Source organism: Paenibacillus sp. strain BS8-2, assembly GCF_054483835.1.
Window position 1 is genome coordinate 2,970,883 of sequence record NZ_CM137010.1, and the last position, 20,662, is coordinate 2,991,544.

Genomic DNA, 20,662 nt, shown 5'->3' on the forward strand with positions numbered 1-20,662 from the left:
ATTCAAACATGTATTTGAATGAGGCGGATGGGGACATGTCCAAAAAAGATTGTTGCGAAATTTTATGCTTTGATGAAGCAAAGGTGAATAGAGTAAGGAACGATCTGGAGAAGCAGGATACGACAACCGTTGCAAGTATGTTTAAGGTGCTGGCGGATGATACGAGAATGAAAATAGCTTATTCTCTCTGCATCGAAGAGGAGTTATGTGTCTGTGATGCAGCCAATATTATCGGCTCAAGTATTGCCACTGCTTCACATCATTTGCGTCTGCTCAAACATATGGGGTTGGCAACCTCACGCAAAGAAGGCAAGCTGGTGTTCTACTCGCTGGATGATGAACATGTGAAACAACTTGTGATGCTTGCAATGGCTCATCGTAAGGAGGTTGTACCTGTATGACTGAGGGCCTGAAAAGAAGCGTATACAGAGTACAGGGATTTACATGCACGGGATGTGCAGGCACGTATGAGAAAAATGTAAAAGCACTTCCAAATGTTCAAGATGCGCAGGTTAATTTTGGTGCGGCTAAAATTACGATCTTTGGTGACGCAAGCATGGAGGAGCTGGAAAAAGCAGGGGCGTTTGAGGGGCTAAAGGTGTATCCTGAGAAGCAACAGCTTGAGATGACCAAAGAACCGTTCTGGAAGCGCGAATCAACCATTCGCACAGCGGTTTCTGCACTTTTGCTTCTTATAGGATGGGGGATATCGGAGCAATGGGGCGAGGAAAACATATTCTCGATGGTTGCCTACCTTCTTTCTATACTCATTGGCGGATTTAAGCTGTTTCTGAAAGGTCTTCGGAATTTGGTTCGCCTGCAGTTCGACATGAATACGCTTATGACCGTTGCCATACTTGGAGCAGCGGCGATTGGAGAATGGGGCGAAGGGGCAACCGTTGTATTCTTATTCGCAATAAGTGAAGCCTTGGAATCCTATTCGATGGATAAAGCGAGACAATCCATCCGTTCCCTTATGGACATTGCCCCGAAGGAAGCGACTGTTATAAGAAACGGCCTGGAATTTACGGTTCATGTGGATGAAATCCGTGTGGGTGATAGGATGATCGTTAAGCCGGGGCAGAAAATAGCTATGGACGGAAATGTCATCAAGGGTAACTCGACAGTAAATCAAGCCGCAATAACAGGAGAATCTATACCGGTCAGCAAAAGGATCGATGATGAAGTATTTGCAGGCACGATTAATGAAGAAGGATTATTGGAAGTGAAAGTAACGAAAAGGGTTGAAGATACGACAATTGCAAAAATAATACACCTCGTAGAGGAAGCGCAAGCAGAACGTGCTCCTTCTCAAGCGTTTGTTGACAAATTTGCTAAGCTGTACACGCCTGCGATTATGATCATTGCAGTGGCAATCGCAATATTGCCGCCTCTGCTGGGTGACGGAGAGTGGTCGAAGTGGATTTATGAAGGATTAGCCGTCCTGGTTGTCGGTTGCCCTTGTGCATTAGTTGTGTCTACTCCTGTTGCAATTGTTACGGCTATAGGTAACGCCGCAAGGAACGGTGTCTTGATAAAAGGCGGAGTCCACTTGGAGGAAGCGGGAAAGCTTTCCGTTGTTGCTTTTGACAAAACGGGAACGTTGACGAAGGGAGTTCCTGATGTAACGGATATTAAGGTTTACGGGACTGCTGTTGCAAGGGAGTGTCTCGCTATTGCGGCGGCAATTGAGAAGTGGTCACAACATCCATTAGCTTCTGCTATCGTAAGGAAGGCTGACAATTCTGAGGTGCAAATTCCCGTTGCTGATGGATTCATTTCGCTTACGGGTAAAGGGGCTAGAGCGCAAATCGATGGTATATTGTATTTCATTGGAAGCCCCCGGTTGTATGAAGAAGTGCTGTCAAATCATATTGATGAAACGATCAGTCAGGATATTGCCCTCCTTCAAGGTCAAGGTAAGACCGTGATGCTTCTTGGAACTGAACATGAAATACATGCACTGATTGCAGTGGCTGATGAAGTACGCGACACAAGCAAGCAAGCCGTTGAAAAGCTTCGCAAATTAGGCATCTCACAAACCGTTATGCTTACAGGCGATAACAAGGGTACAGCTGCAGCGATTGCTCACCAAGTGGGCATAGATGAATACCGGGCTGAACTGTTGCCACAAGACAAATTAACAGCCATGAAGCAGCTTCAGCAACAGCACGGAAAGGTCGCTATGGTAGGTGACGGCATCAATGATGCTCCAGCATTGGCAACTGCGACAGTTGGAATTGCAATGGGCGGAGGAGGAACGGACACAGCCCTGGAAACAGCAGATATTGTTCTTATGGCAGATGATTTGTCGAAGTTGCCTTTCACAATAAAATTGAGCCGTAAAGCACTGTCGATCATTAAGCAGAACATTACATTTTCACTTGCAATTAAAATAATCGCCTTGCTTCTTATTATTCCAGGATGGCTGACATTATGGTTGGCGATCTTTGCTGATATGGGGGCTACCCTGCTCGTAACTTTGAACGGGTTGAGGTTATTGCGGGTGAGGGACTGAAGAAGAAGGAGACGAAGAAGAAGGAGAAGACGTTTCGTGTATGGATGCGAAACGTCTTTTTTTGTGCAAATCGGCATTCCCGGAGAAATGAGCTCAATCTGCACCTTTAAGTCGTATCAAATATATCCGATTTCCTCCAACTCCTGGAGATAAATGAGTTAAAATACTCATTACTACTAGAAGTAAATAGATGCAATGCGATGTCAACAGATGTAACTTGGATGCGCAGTGCGCATTTCATACAATGATAGCAAAGGAGGGACAGATCATGTTCGCCTCATCGAAGAAACGTACGAGATTTACGATCTTTGCCAAGCTGATTACAGCTTTATTGGCGGTCTTGTTACCGCTGTCAGGGATGACGCTTTTGCTGAACCAGCAAGGGAGCCGTACGATTTATGAGGAAATATTCAAATCTGTTCAGAGTAGGGACGAGTTCTATATACAGTCGCTGGAGATTGCGCTTAAAGGTATTAGCCAGCTGATGCTGGAATTTGCGATTGATAAACAACTGATGGAGGTTGGCATTTCGGAGGATCCGATCATGGATTATAGTCGCAGAAGCCAAGTGCTCGTCGTCCAAGATCGACTCCATATGCTGGAAGCCTCCAGTGTGTACATTGCAGAGGCGAAGGTCTTTCTCCCATTTAGCAACAGAACGGTCGTCTCCAACGATTATTTGTCCTACATTCCCACAGATGAATATGAGAAGCTGGCGAATAATGTAGATCCGAGCCGGGTCATGGCAATTGGCCGACGGTTATTTATGAGCATGCGTTTTCCTGTGAGCGCATCATCCGAGAGGAAGCCTGTATTCGTCATTGTTGTCGAGCTATCGGCAGACAAGCTGCGCGAAAGTCTGAGGCATATAGTCAGTCCGGATCAAGGGAATTCGATCCTGTTGAACGCCAATGAGGACTGGACAATTACTAATGAGCAGAACGATGAGGTTACGCAGGGGATGATGGAGTTTGCGGAGACGCAATTGGCGGAAGAGATGTCGTCAGGTATGAGCCCTTCTGTGTTCGAGCGTGATCCCTATCTAATTTCGTACCACAAATCGAATGTATTGAATACCACCTTGCTTGTGTATGTTCCGGAGGAAAAGGTTCTTGGTCCGTTGCATCGTTATGAACGCTGGATTTGGGCGCTGCTCGGATTTTCATTATGTATTGTCCTTTTGTTTGCTATTTCGATTTACCGCATCATCCATCATCCGCTGCGCCGTCTCGTAGCCGCTTTTCGCAAGGTGGAGGACGGCAAGCTCTTGCCGATTGAGGTCAGCGAGAGACGCGACGAGTTTCAATACATATATCATCGGTTCAACAGCATGGTAGGCAGGCTGGACGTGCTGATCAGTGAAGTGTACAAGAAGGAGATTCTCAGCCAGCGCTCCGAGCTCAAACGGCTGCAATCCCAAATTAATCCTCACTTTTTGTACAACTGCCTGTTTAGCCTTAACCGCCTGATTCAAAATGGTGCGAATGACGACGCCTATCAGTTCTCGTTGCATTTGGGCGAGTATTTCAGGTTCATCACTCGTAATGCGGACGATCAAATTCCGCTGCGGGAGGAAATGAAGCAAGCGGGCATCTTCGTGGATATGCAGTCGATCATTTACGGAGAATGTATTGATGTCGAATTTGAGCCGCTTGCAGACGGGTATGGGGAGCTGCTCGTGCCGCGGCAGATTGTTCAGCCTATATTGGAGAACGCCTATAAGTATGCACTCGGCCCGCTTGTTCAAAGTGGAGAGCTTTGGGTACACGTCTCCGAATCGGAAGGTTATTTGTCGATCTGGATCGAGGATAACGGCGAAGAGCTGTCAGATGCCCAATTGGAGGCATTGGCGGCGAATATGTCCAGGAATGAAAACTTTATGGAAGAAACAACTGGCGTCATCAACGTGCATCGCCGAATTGAGCTGATGTTCGGCCCTGGAAGCGGCTTGAGGTTGTCGAGGTCGCAGCTCGGCGGTTTATGTGTGGAAATTCGGCTTAAACATCATAGCAACGGAGAGGCGGAGACGTATGCATAGAATGCTGATTGTGGATGATCTGCCGGTCATTGTTGAAGGGTTATTGAAGATGTTTGGCAAGATGAAGCCGGAGCTTGAGCTGTATAAGGCATATTCAGCACACCAGGCACTTGAAATATTAGGTCGCACGAGAATTGACATCGTGCTGTCCGATATTCGAATGCCGGGTATGGAAGGAACAGAGATGCTGCTCGAAATCAAGCAGCGCTGGCCGATATGCAAAGTCATATTCCTGACTAGCTTCGACGATTTTCAATATGTCAAACAAACGATATCTGGCGGCGGCTTTGATTATTTGTTGAAGACAGAAAGCGATCACAACATCGTGCAGTCTGTTGATAAGGCGCTTGCAGAGCTTAATGTGGCAGCGGTGGCAAACCGGAAACTGCTGGAGGTGGATTCCCAAAACAGGAAAGCGGTACTGCTCCTGCAGCAGCAGTACATTAACGAGCTGCTTAAGGGTAATGCCCCTCTATCCGAATCCGCTATTCGTTCCCGATTTGACGAGATGAAGATCGGTTTGTCGACGGAGCAACCGGTGTATGTACTGCTTGGACGCATTGACTCGTGGGGCGGCAAAGAAACGCGCGAAGGCCGAAAGCTAATGTTGTACGCAGTTCAGAACATCGCAGCGGAAAGGCTGCAATCAGCGGTAAGGCTGGTAGCGGCGGAGGTGGACGGTTCGAATGTGGCTTGGCTGCTACAGCCGGCCGAATCGCACGGAGAGACCGGAGCAGGTTCTGAAGACGAAGCGGAGGATGCCTGGTTTGAATGGGTATATGATGAGCTTGATTCCATTCAGATGAATTGTCGCGAGACGATCGGTCTGGCGGTATCATTTGCAATCAGTCATGCCGCTGTGCGATGGGAAGCACTTCCGGAGGCCAATGACGCGCTGCTGTCGCGGCTGTGGGGAGAGCAGGGGACGGGCAGCGAGGTGAGACTGAGAAGTCTGGCCGGTCAGCATGCCCCGCGTTCCTCGCTTGAAGCGGCCAAAGCGAAGCTGGCCAATCGCAAAATGAAAAAGATCGGACTACTCAGCCATTATCTCGAGCATGATGAAAAGTCTGAATTTAATAGCTTACTTGATGAAATTATCGATCAAGCGGTGCTCGAGAACCGCTCTGGCTTCGTTAAGCTGGAGGTATATCACGGGCTTGCTTCTGTTTTCCTTTCTCACCTTAATCAGTACCCGCTGGATGGAAATCTGGCCCCGCAGATCGGCTTGGACCGCTTGTCGCATGTCGATGTCAATCTGTCCTGGGAGGAGCTGCGCTCCTACTTTCGTAAGCTGGCCGAGCTGCTGTTCGACAATCGCGACTATCCGGTCGTGGAGGACGAACATTTTGTCGTGCTCCGAATTAACGATTACATCGACAGTCATTTGGCAGGCGATGTATCCTTGGCGAAGCTCGCTGGCGTCGTTCACCTCAATCCTTCCTATTTGTCGAGATTGTACAAAAGGGCGGCGGGAATCGGGTTGTCTGAATATATCAATATGGCGCGGATGGAGAAAGCAAAAGAATTGCTGAAGCATACCGCTTGTAAAATTTATGAAATTTCCGGTATGGTTGGTTACGATTCCCGGTTATCGTTCATCCGCTTCTTCAAATCAAACATGGGCATGACGCCTCAGGAGTATCGAGATCTGTAGCCGTTGCGGCTTGTTGTGAAGTAGTCAAGGAATGTAACGGGTTGTCAACAGGTGAATCTAGTACGGGTGTGTGCGAGTTACTATACTTGTGTCATGGAGGAGAAAAGCGCTCCTGCAGTCGTTACAACGAGTCATGGTACAACACTATGAGATCAGGGGGAACTAAATGTGAAACGTTATACCAAAGTCGTACTGGCTACATGTTTGTCTGCAATACTGCTGACGCTGACCGCTTGCAGCAGCAGCCAAAATACGAATACGAAGGAAGGCAACGCATCTTCTAACGCGACGGAAACCGCAAGTCAAACTTCGGAACCGATCGACCCACTTGGCAAGTACGATCCGCCGATCGAGTTGACAACGATCCGCACCATCGATGCAGAACAGGCATTCGATCCGGACGATACGATCGACAATAATACGATTTACAATTATTACGAAGAAAAGCTGGGGATTAAGCTGAAAAACGATTGGGTCGTCAGCACTGTCAACGACTACGATTCGAAGTTGAAAATTGCAATTGCATCCAACGATTTGCCGGATTTCTACAAAGTCAGCATAAACGATCTTAAACAATTGGTCGACAATGACATGATTATGGACATAACCGAGCTGTGGGACAACGCTGCATCGGAAGATACAAAAAACGAGTTTATGAAGGATGACGGAAGACAGCTGAAGGCAGGTACCTTTGACGGTAAGCTGATGGCGATTCCTGTTACGAACAGCCCATTCAACGCGATGAACTACGTCTGGGTTCGCAAAGATTGGCTGGAAGAGATGAACCTGCCGGAACCAAAGACGATGGAGGATTTGTTTGCGATCTCAGAAGCGTTCTCGAAACGTGATACGGGCGGCGCAGGGAAAGCATACGGTTTGTCTCTGTCCAAATCATTGGCATTGTCCGGCTTCTTCGCGGGCAATCACTTATATCCGCAACAGTGGGTGAAGGATGATGCCGGCAATTTGCAATACGGCAGTATAGATCCGAACATGAAGACGGCGCTGAAGCAGCTGCAAGACATGTTCAAGGCAGGACAAATTGATCCTGAATTCGGAGTTAAGGACACGAGCAAGGAACTTGAATTAATCGCCAATAACCGTGTCGGCTTGACCTATGGCGCTTTCTGGTACAGCGCCGCATTCGAGAGTGCTGTGAAGGACGGGAAGCTTGTTCAGGATTGGCAAGTCTATCCGATCCCATCCATTGACGATAAGCCAGCGCTAAACCCGGCGAGTGCGGCTGTCGACAGATTCTATGTCATCAACAAAAATGCGAAGAATCCGGAAGCGGTTATCAAGCTGCTGAATGAGTGGATTGATTACAGCCTCCACCCAACAGAAGAGAACAGCGTTCTTGTGTTCGGAGAAGCGCGCAAAGATACTGGCAAGTTTTTCTGGGACATCAATCCAATCGTTGTAAACTCTATGGATGCTTACATACTTGGAGGAAAGCTGATCCCTCAAGCTCTGGAAACAGGCGACAAATCGATATTAGGCGTGGATGTAGACCGGATCGCCAGGTATGAAGCAGCCAAAAAATATATCGAAGGCGAAGTTTCTTTCCCGAATTGGCTTCAGTATTTGATTGTCAAGGATGGAGGCACATTTGCCATGATGAATGACAGCTACGAGAAGGATTTGTTCCACTTTAATGGCTTCTATGGCGCTCCTACGCCGACAATGGGCGATAAGATGAGTGTGCTTAAGGCGAAGGAGGACGAGATGATTACCAAAATTATTATGGGCGCCTCGTCCGTGGACGAATACGATAACTTTATCTCCGAGTGGAAGTCGCTTGGCGGCGATCAGATTACAGCAGAAGTAAACGACTGGTACAAGTCGCAACAATAACAATGGCTTCGGAGGGAGAAGGAGAAGTTCACGGCCTTCTCCTTTCCTCAAGGAGGAGAGCAGACTGCTAATCAAGGAATGGAGACAAAACCGGCTGCTGCATTTGATGATCCTCCCAAGCTTGATCATCGTTCTGATCTATAGCTATGGACCAATGGTAGGTACCATCATCGCATTTAAGAAATTTTTGCCCGCCAAAGGCATTTTCGATTCACCCTGGGTAGGGTGGGAAAATATTCAATATGTCATGCTTATGCCGGATACGCCGCGCATTATTATCAATACGGTCGTTATCGCCGTTATGAAAATGGGGCTTGGCCTCGTCGTGCCGGTCACGGCAGCTATTTTGCTAAATGAGGTCCGGCAATCGCTGTTCCGCAGAACCTTTCAGACGCTTGTTTATTTGCCGCATTTTCTGTCCTGGGTCATCTTGAGCGGGATACTGATCGACATATTGTCTCCGTCGTCGGGAATCGTCAATCAGATGCTGAGCTGGCTTGGCTTCGAGCCGATATATTTTCTTGGTGATAATCGCTGGTTCCAGTTTACAGTCGTCATGTCCGATATTTGGAAGGAATTCGGCTTTGGAACCATTGTATACCTAGCGGCATTAACTTCGATCAATCCGACGCTGTACGAAGCGGCAGAGGTGGATGGTGCCGGGCGTTGGCGACAAATCCTGCACGTATCGCTGCCAGGCATGACACCGATTATTGTGCTGATGGCTGTATTAAGCCTCGGAAATATCCTCAACGCAGGTTTTGAGCAAATCTTTAACCTGTACAGCCCGCAGGTATACGAAACGGGCGATATCATCGATACATTTGTATATCGTCTCGGCTTACAGCAATTCCAATACGGCGTAGCTACAGCTGTCGGCTTGTTTAAGTCGGTAATATCTTTCACGCTTATTACGATCTCATATTACTTGGCATATCGTTTGGCCAACTATCGAATTTTTTAAGGAAGGTGATCGTCATGCCGTCGTATCGACAAAGTATCGGCTACCGGCTTTTTACGATAGGTAACATGGTCTTCCTGACGTTGTTGGCCTTTAGTTGTCTATTTCCGCTCATTCATGTTTTCGCCGTTTCGTTAAGCTCGGCTCAAGCCGTATCGGCCGGAGCAGTCAGGCTGTGGCCGGTCGAGTTTACCTTTGCTTCCTATGAAGCGGCTTTAGCAAAAAAAGCGTTTCTCCAAGCGTTCTGGGTCACGTTGGAGCGTACCGTTCTCGGTACTTCAATCAGCATGCTGCTCATGACGCTGCTGGCTTACCCGTTGTCGAAGGACAGCAAGCAATTTCGGTTCCGATCGATATATGCCTGGTACTTCGTTTTTACAATCATATTTAGCGGTGGCCTGATTCCTACCTATATGGTGGTCAAATCAACGGGATTAATTGATTCGATCTGGGCGCTCGTTATTCCGTCCGCGATTATCGTGTTCAATGTGGTACTGCTGCTCAACTTCTTCCGCAATCTTCCGAAGGAGCTGGAGGAGTCAGCCAAGCTGGACGGAGCGAATCATTGGACGATTCTGTGGCGCATCTACGTACCGGTATCGCTGCCTGCACTTGCGACAGTGCTGTTGTTCACAATTATCTTGCATTGGAACAGCTGGTTCGACGGTCTCATCTACATGAATCAGCCTGAAAATTATCCTTTGCAAACCTTCTTGCAAACAACGATTGTTTCCAAAGATTTATCGGATATGAGCGCACAGGAAGCTGAGAAATATTTGCGGGTGAATAGCCGGACAGGCCGGGCCGCACAAATTTTTATTGCAGCACTTCCCGTTTTGCTCGCTTATCCGTTCTTGCAACGTTTCTTTATGAAAGGCATCGTGATGGGGAGCGTAAAGGAATAATTGCTCATTGCGATGAAAGCAGCTGAACGGAGCTCCTCCGCAGGTTGAGGGAGCTCGGGGATTATATTTGGAAACGCTCTCATTTTATCAGGATGAAAAGGAGCAGTGAGTCTAGATGGCAAATTGGAGAAGCAAGAGCAAACGTTGGGCAATGCAATGGCTGATCTTATGTTTAATCGTCCCGGTATTTGCCGGAGCAGGTGGCGGGCCAAAGCATGCAGCAGCGGCAGCCGTAAATTTGTTCGAAAACGCAGGGTTTGAACAGCAGGCAGGAGGTTTGCCGGTCGGTTGGGGAAATTCGGGAAACGCCAATTTTGGAATCAGCAATGATATTAAGTATGCCGGCGACTCCAGCATCTATTTTGAATATCCGAATAGCGGAGATACGCAATCCTGGAACTATTACTGGAGATACGGGTCTAACATACCGATTGACGATTCCAAAGAATACGAGCTGTCCGTATGGGTCAAGGCGGACGATCCCAATATGGCCGGACGGCCTGCGGTAAATTTGGATTATTACGGCGACAATGGCTGGATGACATCGCGAATGACGGTCCAGACTGACATTACAGGCGAATGGCAGAAGCTTGTCTTCCGATTTGAGATTTTGCCTGGCATGAGACAAGTGACGCCATACCTTCTAATAACAGGAGGTACGGGCAAGGCATACTTCGACGATGTGTCGCTTGTTCAATTAAACGCTGGCGACCCCGACACGACAGAAGGCACCTATCACGTATGGACAGCTTCGAGCATCTCGAATCTGAAACGCGATGCTGCACCGCTTGCATCGACCTCCATACATTTGGAGATGGCAAGACGTGAATATCAGAGCGGACAGGTGCTGTTAACTGCTGAGGATGGCATTGTAAATATCACCAACGCCGAAGTTTCGGATTTGACCTCGGGCAATGGAACCATTGCAGCAAGTCAGATTGAGAAGTTCGTGCAGCATTATGTCGAAACGACGAGCAAGTCTAATGGCGCTTATGAGCCCGGTTGGTATCCGGATGCTTTAATTCCTTATTCGCCATACATGGCCTTGCATGGGTCGATACAGGTGCAAAGCGGAAACAATCAAGCGATCTGGTTTACCGTCAAGACCGATGAGAATACGCCAGCAGGATTGTATACGGGAACCATATCGATTACGGCCAATGGTACAGTGCAGCAAGTGCCGATTTCGGTAAAGGTCAGAGACTTTGCACTGCCGGTAGAAAATCATGCGCAAACTGCTTTTGCGGTATGGGGTGGCTGGAACCTTTCATATGGTTACCCGGGATTGGTAGAGGACTCGTCAGAATATTGGCAGGTCATGCGGAACTACTATGAGTTTCTACTGAACTATCACGTGACGCCAACCTACCTGCCTATTCCGTCAGATGATTACGACAATTATGCTGATATGGCTGCGCCTTACGTCAATGATCCACGCGTATCGGCATTCAATATTCCTTATACGATAGGCGATTTTGACAAAGGGCCAAACGGCGAGGACAGCCGAGCGGAGAAGCTGGTTCAAAGCTTGAAGGATAAAGGTTTGTTCGATAAAGCTTATTACTATCTGGGGGGAGAAATTGATGAGCCGGGTCCGGAAAAATACCCGTTGGTTAACCTTCGAAGCCAGCAAATCGCGGATATCGATCCTGATTTAAGACATATAGTTACGGTTGGTCTCCATCCAGATCTCAGCGATGATGTTAATACGTTTGCACCATTATATAGAGATTTCGAAAGCGAAGAGTATTTGGAGCAGGTAGAGAATTTTCAAGCAAACGGTGGAAATATGTGGTGGTACGGCTGTGTCATACCTACTCATCCTTATCCTACCTACCATATTGATGATGATCTGATCAGCGCGCGGCTCATCCCGTGGATGCAGCGTTCTTACGGAATTGAAGGGAATTTGTATTGGCTGTCTAACCTTTATGCCAAATGGAACGGAGCATCGTATGTAGCGCGAGATATTTGGAATGATCCTCTGGCATTCCATGGCGCCAACGGAGATGGCTTTCTTATGTACCCTGGCCACAAATACGGCATGAACAGCCCGATCGCTACGCTGAGACTGCAGGCGATTCGCGATGGAAACCAGGATTTCGAATATTTGTGGCTGCTCGAGGAGCGGATTAAACAAGCTGCTCAGCAGCTAGGAGTAGAAGTATCTGCCAAGGAATTAATCCAGCCTTACTATGACCGATTGTTTACGAATGTAAAAGCATTTACCAAAAATCCGCAAGACCTGCAGCAGGTAAGAAGCGAAATCTCCGATTTTATCGAAGAGCTGGCATTGAATCCGCAAGCGCTTGTCCTGTTCAGGGATATGCCTAATCAACAATCTCAAAAGGAAGTCGTTGTATACACCGAAAAGGGGACAGTAGTATTAATAGATAACGTGTCTGTTCCTGCTGAATCAATTCCCGGCAATAACGTGAGCGACCAATATCGTTATGTGATGGACTTTAATCTAGGCATGAATGAATTATCTATCGAGCTGACGAAAGGCGGCATCGAGCGCACGCTGACGAAACGGGTGTGGTTGAAATCACGCGGGCTTGAGCCGATTATGCTGAAAAAGGTCATTCATAATTTCCAGGATGAGGGATCGATTAGCGGAATTACCGCTGAGGACGGCGTTACGATCTTGGGCGTGACGGAGGAGCATGCAACGGGAGACGGCAAAGCTCTGCAGGTGACCATTCCTGCAAACAATCAGCAAGAACGTTATCCAGGCATCCGAATTCCGGTAAACGAAACGTTAAAGGATTTGAGTTGGGCGCAAACGATAGAAGTCGATATATTTAATGCGGACAGTACGGACAGATTCATGTACATCAAATTATTTGACAGCATGGGCGCATCGTCTGACCATTTGCTCGGGACGCTTCGTCCTGGCAGCAATCACTTTTCGTTCGATGTGTCGCTCTTGAAAAATAACAAATCTCAAATCTCCTCTATTCTGTTCTGGACATGGCAAGGCGAACAAGCTGCGGATTTTTATTTCAGCGACTTGCATCTGCTGGGCGTGGATACAGAGGCGATGAAGCAGTACGATCTTCCATTCAGCCAAGCGCTCCCATACGCCGACGGCAAGCTGCAGGAGCAAATCTGGGATACGCGAGCGCCGCTGACTTATCGATCGGGTACGACGGATATTCAGTCTTCAGCCTCCTTCTCCTACAATGACGAATATTTGTTTGCAGCGGTAGAGGTAGAGGATCAGCACATTGTGAATGCTGGTGCGGCGAATCCGTGGGATGACGACTCGGTCGAAATTTATGTGGATGGAACGGGCAAGCGAGGCCATTATGATGATCACACGGTACGTTATGTATTCCGAGTAAATGACGATGAGGTACACGTATATCGACAGACGCCCAAAGCTGAAGAACGGGTTATATATGGCTACTCCACTACAGCTGATGGCTATAGTATCGAGGTTGCCATACCGTGGAGCTCGCTCGGCATTTCGCCGATAGAAGATAATATTATTGGCATCACCGCTCATGTGAATGATAAGAATGTTAATGACGCCAACGCTCCAGCGGCAGGCAAGCTATCCTTGACAACGAGCAGCTCGCAGGACCCGGAAACCTCGGAGGCCTGGCTGCCCAAAAGATTTGCGAAAGAAAAAAAGATTTATAGACTTGAAGGCGCACACGACACTGAGATAGAGATCGATGGCGAAATCAATGAAGCGGTCTGGAAAACAAACTGGAATATTGGCTATCAAGCCTTTGGCCAATTGCTGGATTCAAACAATGGCGGCAGACTGGGATTACTATGGAGCCCCGATTATTTGTACGCGGCTTTCGATGTAGCGGATAGTTACATCAGATCCACGACTACGAATCCGGTGTGGGCAGATTCAAGTGTCGAATTGTTTGTGGACAGCAACTTCGTTCAAGGAACGCGCGATAGCGGCACTCATCAATACACAATCAGGGTTGATGATCCTGTAACCTATTACAACGGTGCTGCGAATGCCAGCCTGACACAAGGAATTATACAACAGAGCACGCGTACAGCGGACGGCTATCAGGTCGAGATGGCCATTCCTTGGACCACGATCGGCATCACGGCTGAAGCTGGAAAGCGGATAGGAGCTACGGCGCATATTAATCTGGTGCTACCGCTCAATCCGAACGGAGTAGCGCTCAGCTTGGCGGACAACGGTCTCTCGGATGGATTGACAACGGTAAACTATGTTGCATTTGAGCTGAAGGCGCTGCCGACAGTAAACAGCTACATGGTGAGCTTTGAGACCAATGACGGCACATCGCTGACGGATCAAACCGTTACCCACGGCAGCAAGGCGACAAAGCCTGCCGACCCGACGAAAGTGAATTATACGTTCAGCGGCTGGTATACGGATGAAACCTATGTCACTGCGTTCGACTTCGAGGCGCCGATCACAGGCCATGTAACGGCATATGCGAAGTGGACAGCCAACTCGGTAGAACCGTCTGAGCCATCCACTGGCAGCGGCAATACGGGAGGCACGCCAGAAAATGGCGGATCTACAATCGAGTATGTTCTGAAGCTGCAGGATATTGTATCGCAGCAGCCGCAAATTACGCTTGGAGCAGGACAAGAGAGGGCAGTTATCTCGATTGAGCTGCTCAAGCAGCTTCTTGCGCAGCATAAGCCGCTTACGATTATTGGGCAGGGCGACGCACAGCTTACGCTGAGTCCCGAATGGGTGGATGAAATGCTGAGGTCGGACGAAGCGGCCGACTCCGACATGCTGACGCTCGAACTGAAAGCCGCGACGAAGAAGGAAGGTCAAAGTCTTGTTTCGCTCGCTGCCAACAAACAAAACGCTGATCTACTCTTGCAGGACCAGGTATGGAGCGTGTCGGTAACATGGAAACAAAGCGCGAACGAGCAAGCGGTGCGGCCGTTCAGCACGCCACTGACGCTTACCTGGCCGTTCTCGGGAGAAACGGCAAACCTCCATCTATATCGTATAGAAGCGAACGGAGAGCTCGTTTATTTGAAGGGTGAATTATCCGAAGGTCGCATAACCGTTCATCTGCTGGAAGAAGGCAGGATAGCCGGCTTGTTGTTTGTGAAGAAATTCGATGATTTATCCAAGTTCCAATGGGCTCATGATGCGATCCAAGAGCTTGCCGCCAGACAAATTGTTAAAGGCTCATCAGTCACAGCGTTTACACCTGCCGGAGAGATTACACGCGCTGAATTTGCTGCAATGCTTGCGAGAGCGCTGGGGCTTGCAGAGAGCGGAAGCGGCATGTTTGCAGACGTAAGCTCCGGTGCATGGTTTGCAGGCGCGGTCAATGCTGCGGCACAGGCTGGATTGATCGAGGGCCAAGGCGTAGGTAACTTTGCTCCACATGCGTCAATTACGCGGGAGGAGATGGCGGTTATGCTTAAGCGAGCTATGGAGTGGCAATCAAAGCAAGCGCTCCAGTCTTCTATGTCGCATAGCTATTCGGATGACGCACAAATTTCTCCATGGGCGCAGGAAGCGACGCAAGCTTTGGCAGAGCGCGGCATCATGGTAGGAAGAGGAAATAACCAGTTCGCGCCAAAGGCTTTTGTTAATCGTGCTGAAGCGGCACAAGCCATGTATAACTATTTGAAGAACGTGGAGAGGATGTAGTGTTGTGGCAATAAAGGACTTTTTATTTGATCCAATCGTTCCGATCTTGTTTATAAAAAATAGAAAAGAAATCATGATAGAAGCCATGAGAAAGCTAAACCGGGAAGCGGGGCTGCGCCGATTCATTCTCTGTTTTCCGGTGTGGGATGGAGAGGCGACAGGGTCTGCCGTCTTGCAATCGTTCCAAGCCTTCGGCGATCTCGTCGGCGAAGTAGGTCAAGCTTTGGCACCCGAGGGTATAGAAGTAGGTTGGTGGTGCTCGCCGAGCTTGTCGATCGAGTTGTTGCCATCCAGCTTAGATGCGCAGGCACATAAAATTATGGGCGTCGACGGCGCTGTTTCCAAAGGGGCATATTGTCCGCTGGACGAACAGTTCATCGCATCGATGAACGTATATATGAAAACGGTAGTTGAGCGGGGCAGACCGCCTTATATTTTCTTCGAAGATGATTATGAGCTGAGCAATCAGGGGATCGTCAGATTTGGCTGCTTCTGTCCGCTGCATATGAAGCGGTTCTCAAAGCTTGTAGGCAAAGAGGTATCCAGGGAAGAGCTTGAGGCACAGTTCCGCTTAGGCGGCGATCAAGCTGTGGAATATCGAAAGGTATGGGCGAACCTGATGAGGGATTCCCTTGTGGAGTTGGCGGCCGGCATGCGGAGAGCGGTTGACGAGATCGCGCCGGAAACGCGTATGGCATTATGTCAGCCATATGTTTGCGATGTGGACGGCAATCTGACAGAAGACGTAGCCAAAGCATTGGCAGGGACGACGAAACCGCTCGTCCGTTTGTTCGGCAGTGATTACAGCAGCGATCAGGCGGATCAATTTGCAACGTTGACCTTTCATATGCTTCATTCGAAGCAGACGCTGGGCGAAGATTTTGAGCTGATTCACGAATCCGATCCGTTCCCGCATTCACGTTTCTTTTTTTCGGCGACCAAGCTGCGCGCGCTTATTTCGCTGGCATTATTCTACGGTCTTGACGGCTCCTTGTCTTATGTGACGCAATATACGGATGGTCCGCTCGAGGAGGAAGGCTACTTCCGGATGATCGCTCGAAACAGGGCGTTTTTTACCGAGCTGAAGCGTTCAGTGGAAGGTTATCGTATGGTCGGACCGCATCTCCTGTACCGACCTCAAGCACATGTGCATCGGCCTATTGTCGGCAACCACCCCCACGTGTTGGTGACATCGGCATGGGCCTCGGTATTAGGCAAGATGGGTATTCCCTACACCGCTCAAGCAGGGAAGGGACCGGTGATGATTTGCGGCGAGCATATTCTCGATCTGTCCGATGCGGAGCTGCGTGAGCTGCTGAGTTCGGGCGGTGTATTTCTGGACGGACTTGCCGCCATGTACGCATGCCGCAGAGGATATGGAGATTTGCTCGGCGTTAATGTGACAGAGCTCGAAGCTGCGCTGCTCGATACGCTTGTCAGCGAACGATTGACGGAGCTGGATGAATGGACGGATCCAGGGGCTGGGACTACGATGTATTTTACCAATTTGGCACAGGCTGTTCAGCAATATTCGAGTGTATTCCATATTGCGTGCCAGCATCCGGAGGTTCTGGTCATGTCAGAGTTCTGGAACGACGTCGAAGAAGCAATCGTTCCTGCGGTTACACTATATGAAAATAGCTTGGGCGGTCGGGTTGCGGTAATGGCATATGACTTGCAGCAGAATGTTTCGGCATCTATTTTCAACTATAAGCGCAAGGAACAGATCAGAGGTATTACGGAATGGTTAGGGAGGAGCAAGCTGCCGGTTTATGCGGCCAAGGCTCCGAATGTGTTCGTCAGCGCGCAAGAACATCCTGAGACCGGCGACAAGCTGATTGCTGTGTACAATTTGAGTCTCGATCCGCTTGAGCAAGTTTCGTTAACCATCGATGCGAGCTGGAGCAAGCCGTATGTCCACCGTTTGCAAGAAGACGGTGTCTGGACGTTGCTGGATCTGGATGACAATGTATCATTGAAGGATAGGGAGATCATGAATATCCGAGGATCGTTTACTACGCTGCAGCCACTGGTTTTGCGGTTAAGCGATCAGGCGATACAGAACGCATAATCATAATGAGTACGAAAGGCATAGGAATTTTCCTATGCCTTTCAGGTTGTCGAGAAGTCTCGACAGCCATTCTTATATGAAAAGGTTCGCCACCTATATTGCCAAGATAATGGCGTCCGGCGATTGATCCTCTCGTGCTCTTTAAGATGATCTTTCTCGGTTACTTCTGGAGTCGACAGCATTATTTGTCCCACGCCTCCAGAGCATGGCTGCAGCATATTCGCGAGTGGAACGAAAAAACGAACCGTCGGATGTCAAAATCTTCGAGATGAGATTCTCATTTAGTGCGGCCTTTGTTTTTTTGATTTTTGACAACAGTAGATTGTTGACAATTTTTCGAGTGGAATAGTAAAATAAAGCAAAAACAGAGGAGAAGTAGCAGTGGATGAACTCAACTTTTTTTCAAAATATGTATTCCATTTAACGGCGGGCAACTTCCCTGCGCTTACAGAGAGGCGCAGAACGCATCTTACAACGGATGCCGAAATACTGCTGCTAGGCGACAGCCACGGCTGGGGCCAAGGCTCGCCGGAATACGATGTTCATTCGGCTAAACGCCCGCATATGGCCGCTCCATACAGCAATGGTTTTTACGGCAGGCTGCGTCAACATATCATTGGCAAATACGGATGGTATGTAGCAGATTCAGGTCAGGTAGATTATAGCCATCCGACGGCAGGATTCGCTCCAAGCAGCGGGAGCGGTCCGGTTGTACGGATGACACGCCCAATCCGTGATAAATATAATGCAACAGGTATCTATGCGCCTAGAGCCAGCGATCGGGATGATCGCAAAACCTGGGGTTACCTGGCTACGGATCACAAATTCAGCGAAGAGTTGATCGTGCTGCCAGAGCGTCGAGTAGGAGAGTCTATGCTGAATTGGGATATGACCTCGTATGCTACAAAGCTCTATATCGGTGTTGTTGCGAGCAGTTGGGGAGCGAGACTGGAGGTGAGCTTCGAAACTTTCGGGGGAGTCAAGGAATTTGCAAGCGGATATGTCTATCCTCCCCGTGAAGGTTATCCTCAGGTTACGCGATTGGTCTCGGGTACGCATATTCCCGCCGCTGGAGGTGAAGTCGAAGTCTTGCATGGTCAACGCATTATAATAGATACATACTTTGCCGGGGGTGAGGCAGAGGTCGTTTATTGCATCAATTATGGGCAGAAACAAAAGGGGCGTCTCCGTTTTGCCCATGCCGGCGCGAATACGAAAGCGAAATCGTTCGAACCGGAGCATGAACCATTGTCATGTCCGATTGTCGCATTGCGTGGCGTAGTGTTCGACGGTAACAATGTTCGTAATTTTTCGATGGGCGGTCATACGGTCGGTCAATGGCTGGGTGATGGAACGCCAAGTTATAACGATGAGTCTCAGCCGCATATGAATCAATTGCTTCGATATGTTCCCTTTACACCAACTCTGGTCGTGATTCAGGCGCCGATTGTAAACGAGTATCTTCGTCAAACGCCGCTTGCGGTATTCACTAGCCATTTGCATGAATTAACAGACAAGTTAAGCCGACATTTAAATGAGGATGGAAAGAAGCGTACTGACTATCTTTTCCTAACGACGCCGGGGGACAAGCGGATTATGTTTGAAGGCGAACAATCGGCTCCTATCCGCTATGAGGATTACTACGAAGCGGCAAGGGAGTTTGCTCGCACAAGCGGTGCCGGTTTTATTGATTTCGCTCATTATTTTGAGAGTTGCGTCCATGACGGAATACTGGATTATGAGCTGTTGTTCGACGACACCATTCATCCGTCACCTTTCGTTAATGAGTATATCGCAAGGCGGCTCTCGCAAGCCATTGATTTACTTATGTAGCGGGATTTTTGTATGCTGGAATGGGATCGCGAAACAGCTATGCTGTAGAGGCAGAAAAAAGGGCGGCAGTTGAACAGCGAGGCGTACGCCTCTTGTTCGACTGCCGCCCCGTTGGTTTCTGGCGGAATAGGTTTACACACTTAGGTTACAGGCATGCCAAGCATATGCTCTGCAATACGTTTAATGGAGGACGGAGGCCCTGAAAAGTAAAACAGCGTAGAGTGATCGGATGTTTGTCCCGGCTTCCAAATCGGCAGGGCAGGCGCATGATACTCCAGCTCTGCGAAGTTGCCGAACTGCCCGCCATCGTTAAAGACTTGCACGCACGACCCGCGATAGGAGGGCTGATCGGGTGGATAGTCCGGGTAAATCCCTGCGGACTGCACGGCAAACTGACGAATAATCAGTGTGCTTACGTCTTCGCTGAGACGCCTAATGTAGCCCAATCGTCCTGTTGAGGCAATAGCGTCGAACGACAGCTTGAACTTGGACGACCCGCCGCATGGAATACGCATGCCATAGGGAGAGATTCCAAGCGTTTCCGGCGGACTGTCGGCGAACATGATGAGTGGCTGCGCCCCGCCAAACGTCGGGATCAGCGCTTCGCCGTCCGAGGGGAGCTGCAGGATGCTCCATAAGTTGCAATAACCGTTGCCTTCCGCCTCAGTACGGTGGTCTGCATTCCCCAGCGGTTCCAGTGACAGTTCGGTTGTCGTTTCGCAGCCTGCATAGCTGACGGCGGGATCGGCCAGCGAAACCGTAGAGCCATTTTGGAGCAGGGGATTGGGCGCGTAGGTGAACCGTTTTTTGATTTGAAATTTGATGGGTATCGCTGAGGTGCGATGACGGAGCACGCCATCCATGCCCAGTCGAATTTCTTCTGTTGAGTGCGACTCCAGCGTCCAGTTACCGGGATCCAGAGAGCCAGGAACACTGTACTGGCCTTCGGAATCCACGAAGTATTCCAGCTCAGGGCTGATCCAGGTACGGTCTCCGCCTACATTCCAATGATCCCGAGAAGCTGCTGTGGCAGGCGTCCAAAATGGCAGGGGGGCATCGGTTTTTCCGGGCACTAAGCCCAGAAGTCTCCCGCCTCTAGGCAACACCAGCAGGGAAGAACCGTCCATCCCCTGCAAAGCAGCAAATTCGCCGTGATGGCGGTTCATTAGCATTTCGAGCTCAGTGGCCAAGTTGCCCAA

11 protein-coding genes are annotated in these 20,662 nt (G+C 49.1%); 10 read left to right on the forward strand and 1 reads right to left on the reverse strand.

Going from position 1 to position 20,662, the window contains the following annotated elements; translation table 11 throughout:
* Positions 1–35: 35 nt before the first annotated feature.
* The 10 genes from ACX1C1_RS12820 to ACX1C1_RS12865 all read left to right on the forward strand — a co-directional run bounded on the left by ACX1C1_RS12820 (position 36) and on the right by ACX1C1_RS12865 (position 19,463).
* Positions 36–401, forward strand: coding sequence for an ArsR/SmtB family transcription factor (locus ACX1C1_RS12820; protein ID WP_458957455.1), 366 nt, complete (start codon positions 36–38; stop codon positions 399–401).
* Complete coding sequence (locus ACX1C1_RS12825) at positions 398–2,518, forward strand: heavy metal translocating P-type ATPase (RefSeq protein ID WP_458957456.1); 2,121 nt, start codon at positions 398–400, stop codon at positions 2,516–2,518. The genes ACX1C1_RS12820 and ACX1C1_RS12825 overlap by 4 nt, the downstream gene beginning before the upstream one ends.
* Positions 2,519–2,786: 268 nt before the next feature.
* Positions 2,787–4,556, forward strand: coding sequence for a sensor histidine kinase (locus ACX1C1_RS12830; protein WP_458957457.1), 1,770 nt, complete (start codon positions 2,787–2,789; stop codon positions 4,554–4,556).
* Positions 4,549–6,210, forward strand: a complete 1,662-nt coding sequence (locus tag ACX1C1_RS12835; protein WP_458957458.1) for a response regulator — start codon at positions 4,549–4,551, stop codon at positions 6,208–6,210. The genes ACX1C1_RS12830 and ACX1C1_RS12835 overlap by 8 nt, the downstream gene beginning before the upstream one ends.
* A 168-nt stretch (positions 6,211–6,378) precedes the next feature.
* Positions 6,379–8,064 carry an extracellular solute-binding protein gene (locus ACX1C1_RS12840; RefSeq protein WP_458957459.1) on the forward strand — a complete coding sequence of 562 codons (1,686 nt, stop codon included), beginning with the start codon at positions 6,379–6,381 and terminating at the stop codon, positions 8,062–8,064.
* Positions 8,065–8,170: 106 nt separating this feature from the next.
* Complete coding sequence (locus ACX1C1_RS12845) at positions 8,171–9,028, forward strand: ABC transporter permease (protein ID WP_458957460.1); 858 nt, start codon at positions 8,171–8,173, stop codon at positions 9,026–9,028.
* A gap of 14 nt (positions 9,029–9,042) precedes the next feature.
* Complete coding sequence (locus ACX1C1_RS12850) at positions 9,043–9,930, forward strand: carbohydrate ABC transporter permease (protein WP_458957461.1); 888 nt, start codon at positions 9,043–9,045, stop codon at positions 9,928–9,930.
* A gap of 115 nt (positions 9,931–10,045) precedes the next feature.
* Positions 10,046–15,559: a glycoside hydrolase domain-containing protein gene (locus tag ACX1C1_RS12855; RefSeq protein ID WP_458957462.1), complete on the forward strand. Its 5,514-nt coding sequence runs from the start codon at positions 10,046–10,048 to the stop codon at positions 15,557–15,559.
* Positions 15,560–15,563: 4 nt separating this feature from the next.
* Positions 15,564–17,630 carry a hypothetical protein gene (locus tag ACX1C1_RS12860; protein ID WP_458957463.1) on the forward strand — a complete coding sequence of 689 codons (2,067 nt, stop codon included), beginning with the start codon at positions 15,564–15,566 and terminating at the stop codon, positions 17,628–17,630.
* Between the two features lie 381 nt (positions 17,631–18,011).
* The gene (locus ACX1C1_RS12865; RefSeq protein WP_458957464.1) at positions 18,012–19,463 is read left to right on the forward strand and encodes an SGNH/GDSL hydrolase family protein; all 1,452 of its coding nucleotides are present in this window, start codon (positions 18,012–18,014) and stop codon (positions 19,461–19,463) included.
* Positions 19,464–19,603: 140 nt separating this feature from the next.
* Here ACX1C1_RS12865 and ACX1C1_RS12870 read toward each other — a convergent pair whose 3' ends face one another.
* Positions 19,604–20,653: a DUF6786 family protein gene (locus tag ACX1C1_RS12870; RefSeq protein ID WP_458957465.1), complete on the reverse strand. Its 1,050-nt coding sequence runs from the start codon at positions 20,651–20,653 to the stop codon at positions 19,604–19,606.
* Positions 20,654–20,662 lie beyond the last annotated feature (9 nt).

What these genes read in the sequence shown, in the direction of transcription:
- ACX1C1_RS12845 (WP_458957460.1), top strand. Translation starts at nt 8,171, where the DNA reads ATGATCCTCCCAAGCTTGATCATCGTTCTGATCTATAGCTATGGACCA.
- ACX1C1_RS12825 (WP_458957456.1), top strand. Translation starts at nt 398, where the DNA reads ATGACTGAGGGCCTGAAAAGAAGCGTATACAGAGTACAGGGATTTACA.
- ACX1C1_RS12855 (WP_458957462.1), top strand. Translation starts at nt 10,046, where the DNA reads ATGGCAAATTGGAGAAGCAAGAGCAAACGTTGGGCAATGCAATGGCTG.
- ACX1C1_RS12830 (WP_458957457.1), top strand. Translation starts at nt 2,787, where the DNA reads ATGTTCGCCTCATCGAAGAAACGTACGAGATTTACGATCTTTGCCAAG.
- ACX1C1_RS12820 (WP_458957455.1), top strand. Translation starts at nt 36, where the DNA reads ATGTCCAAAAAAGATTGTTGCGAAATTTTATGCTTTGATGAAGCAAAG.
- ACX1C1_RS12835 (WP_458957458.1), top strand. Translation starts at nt 4,549, where the DNA reads ATGCATAGAATGCTGATTGTGGATGATCTGCCGGTCATTGTTGAAGGG.
- ACX1C1_RS12850 (WP_458957461.1), top strand. Translation starts at nt 9,043, where the DNA reads ATGCCGTCGTATCGACAAAGTATCGGCTACCGGCTTTTTACGATAGGT.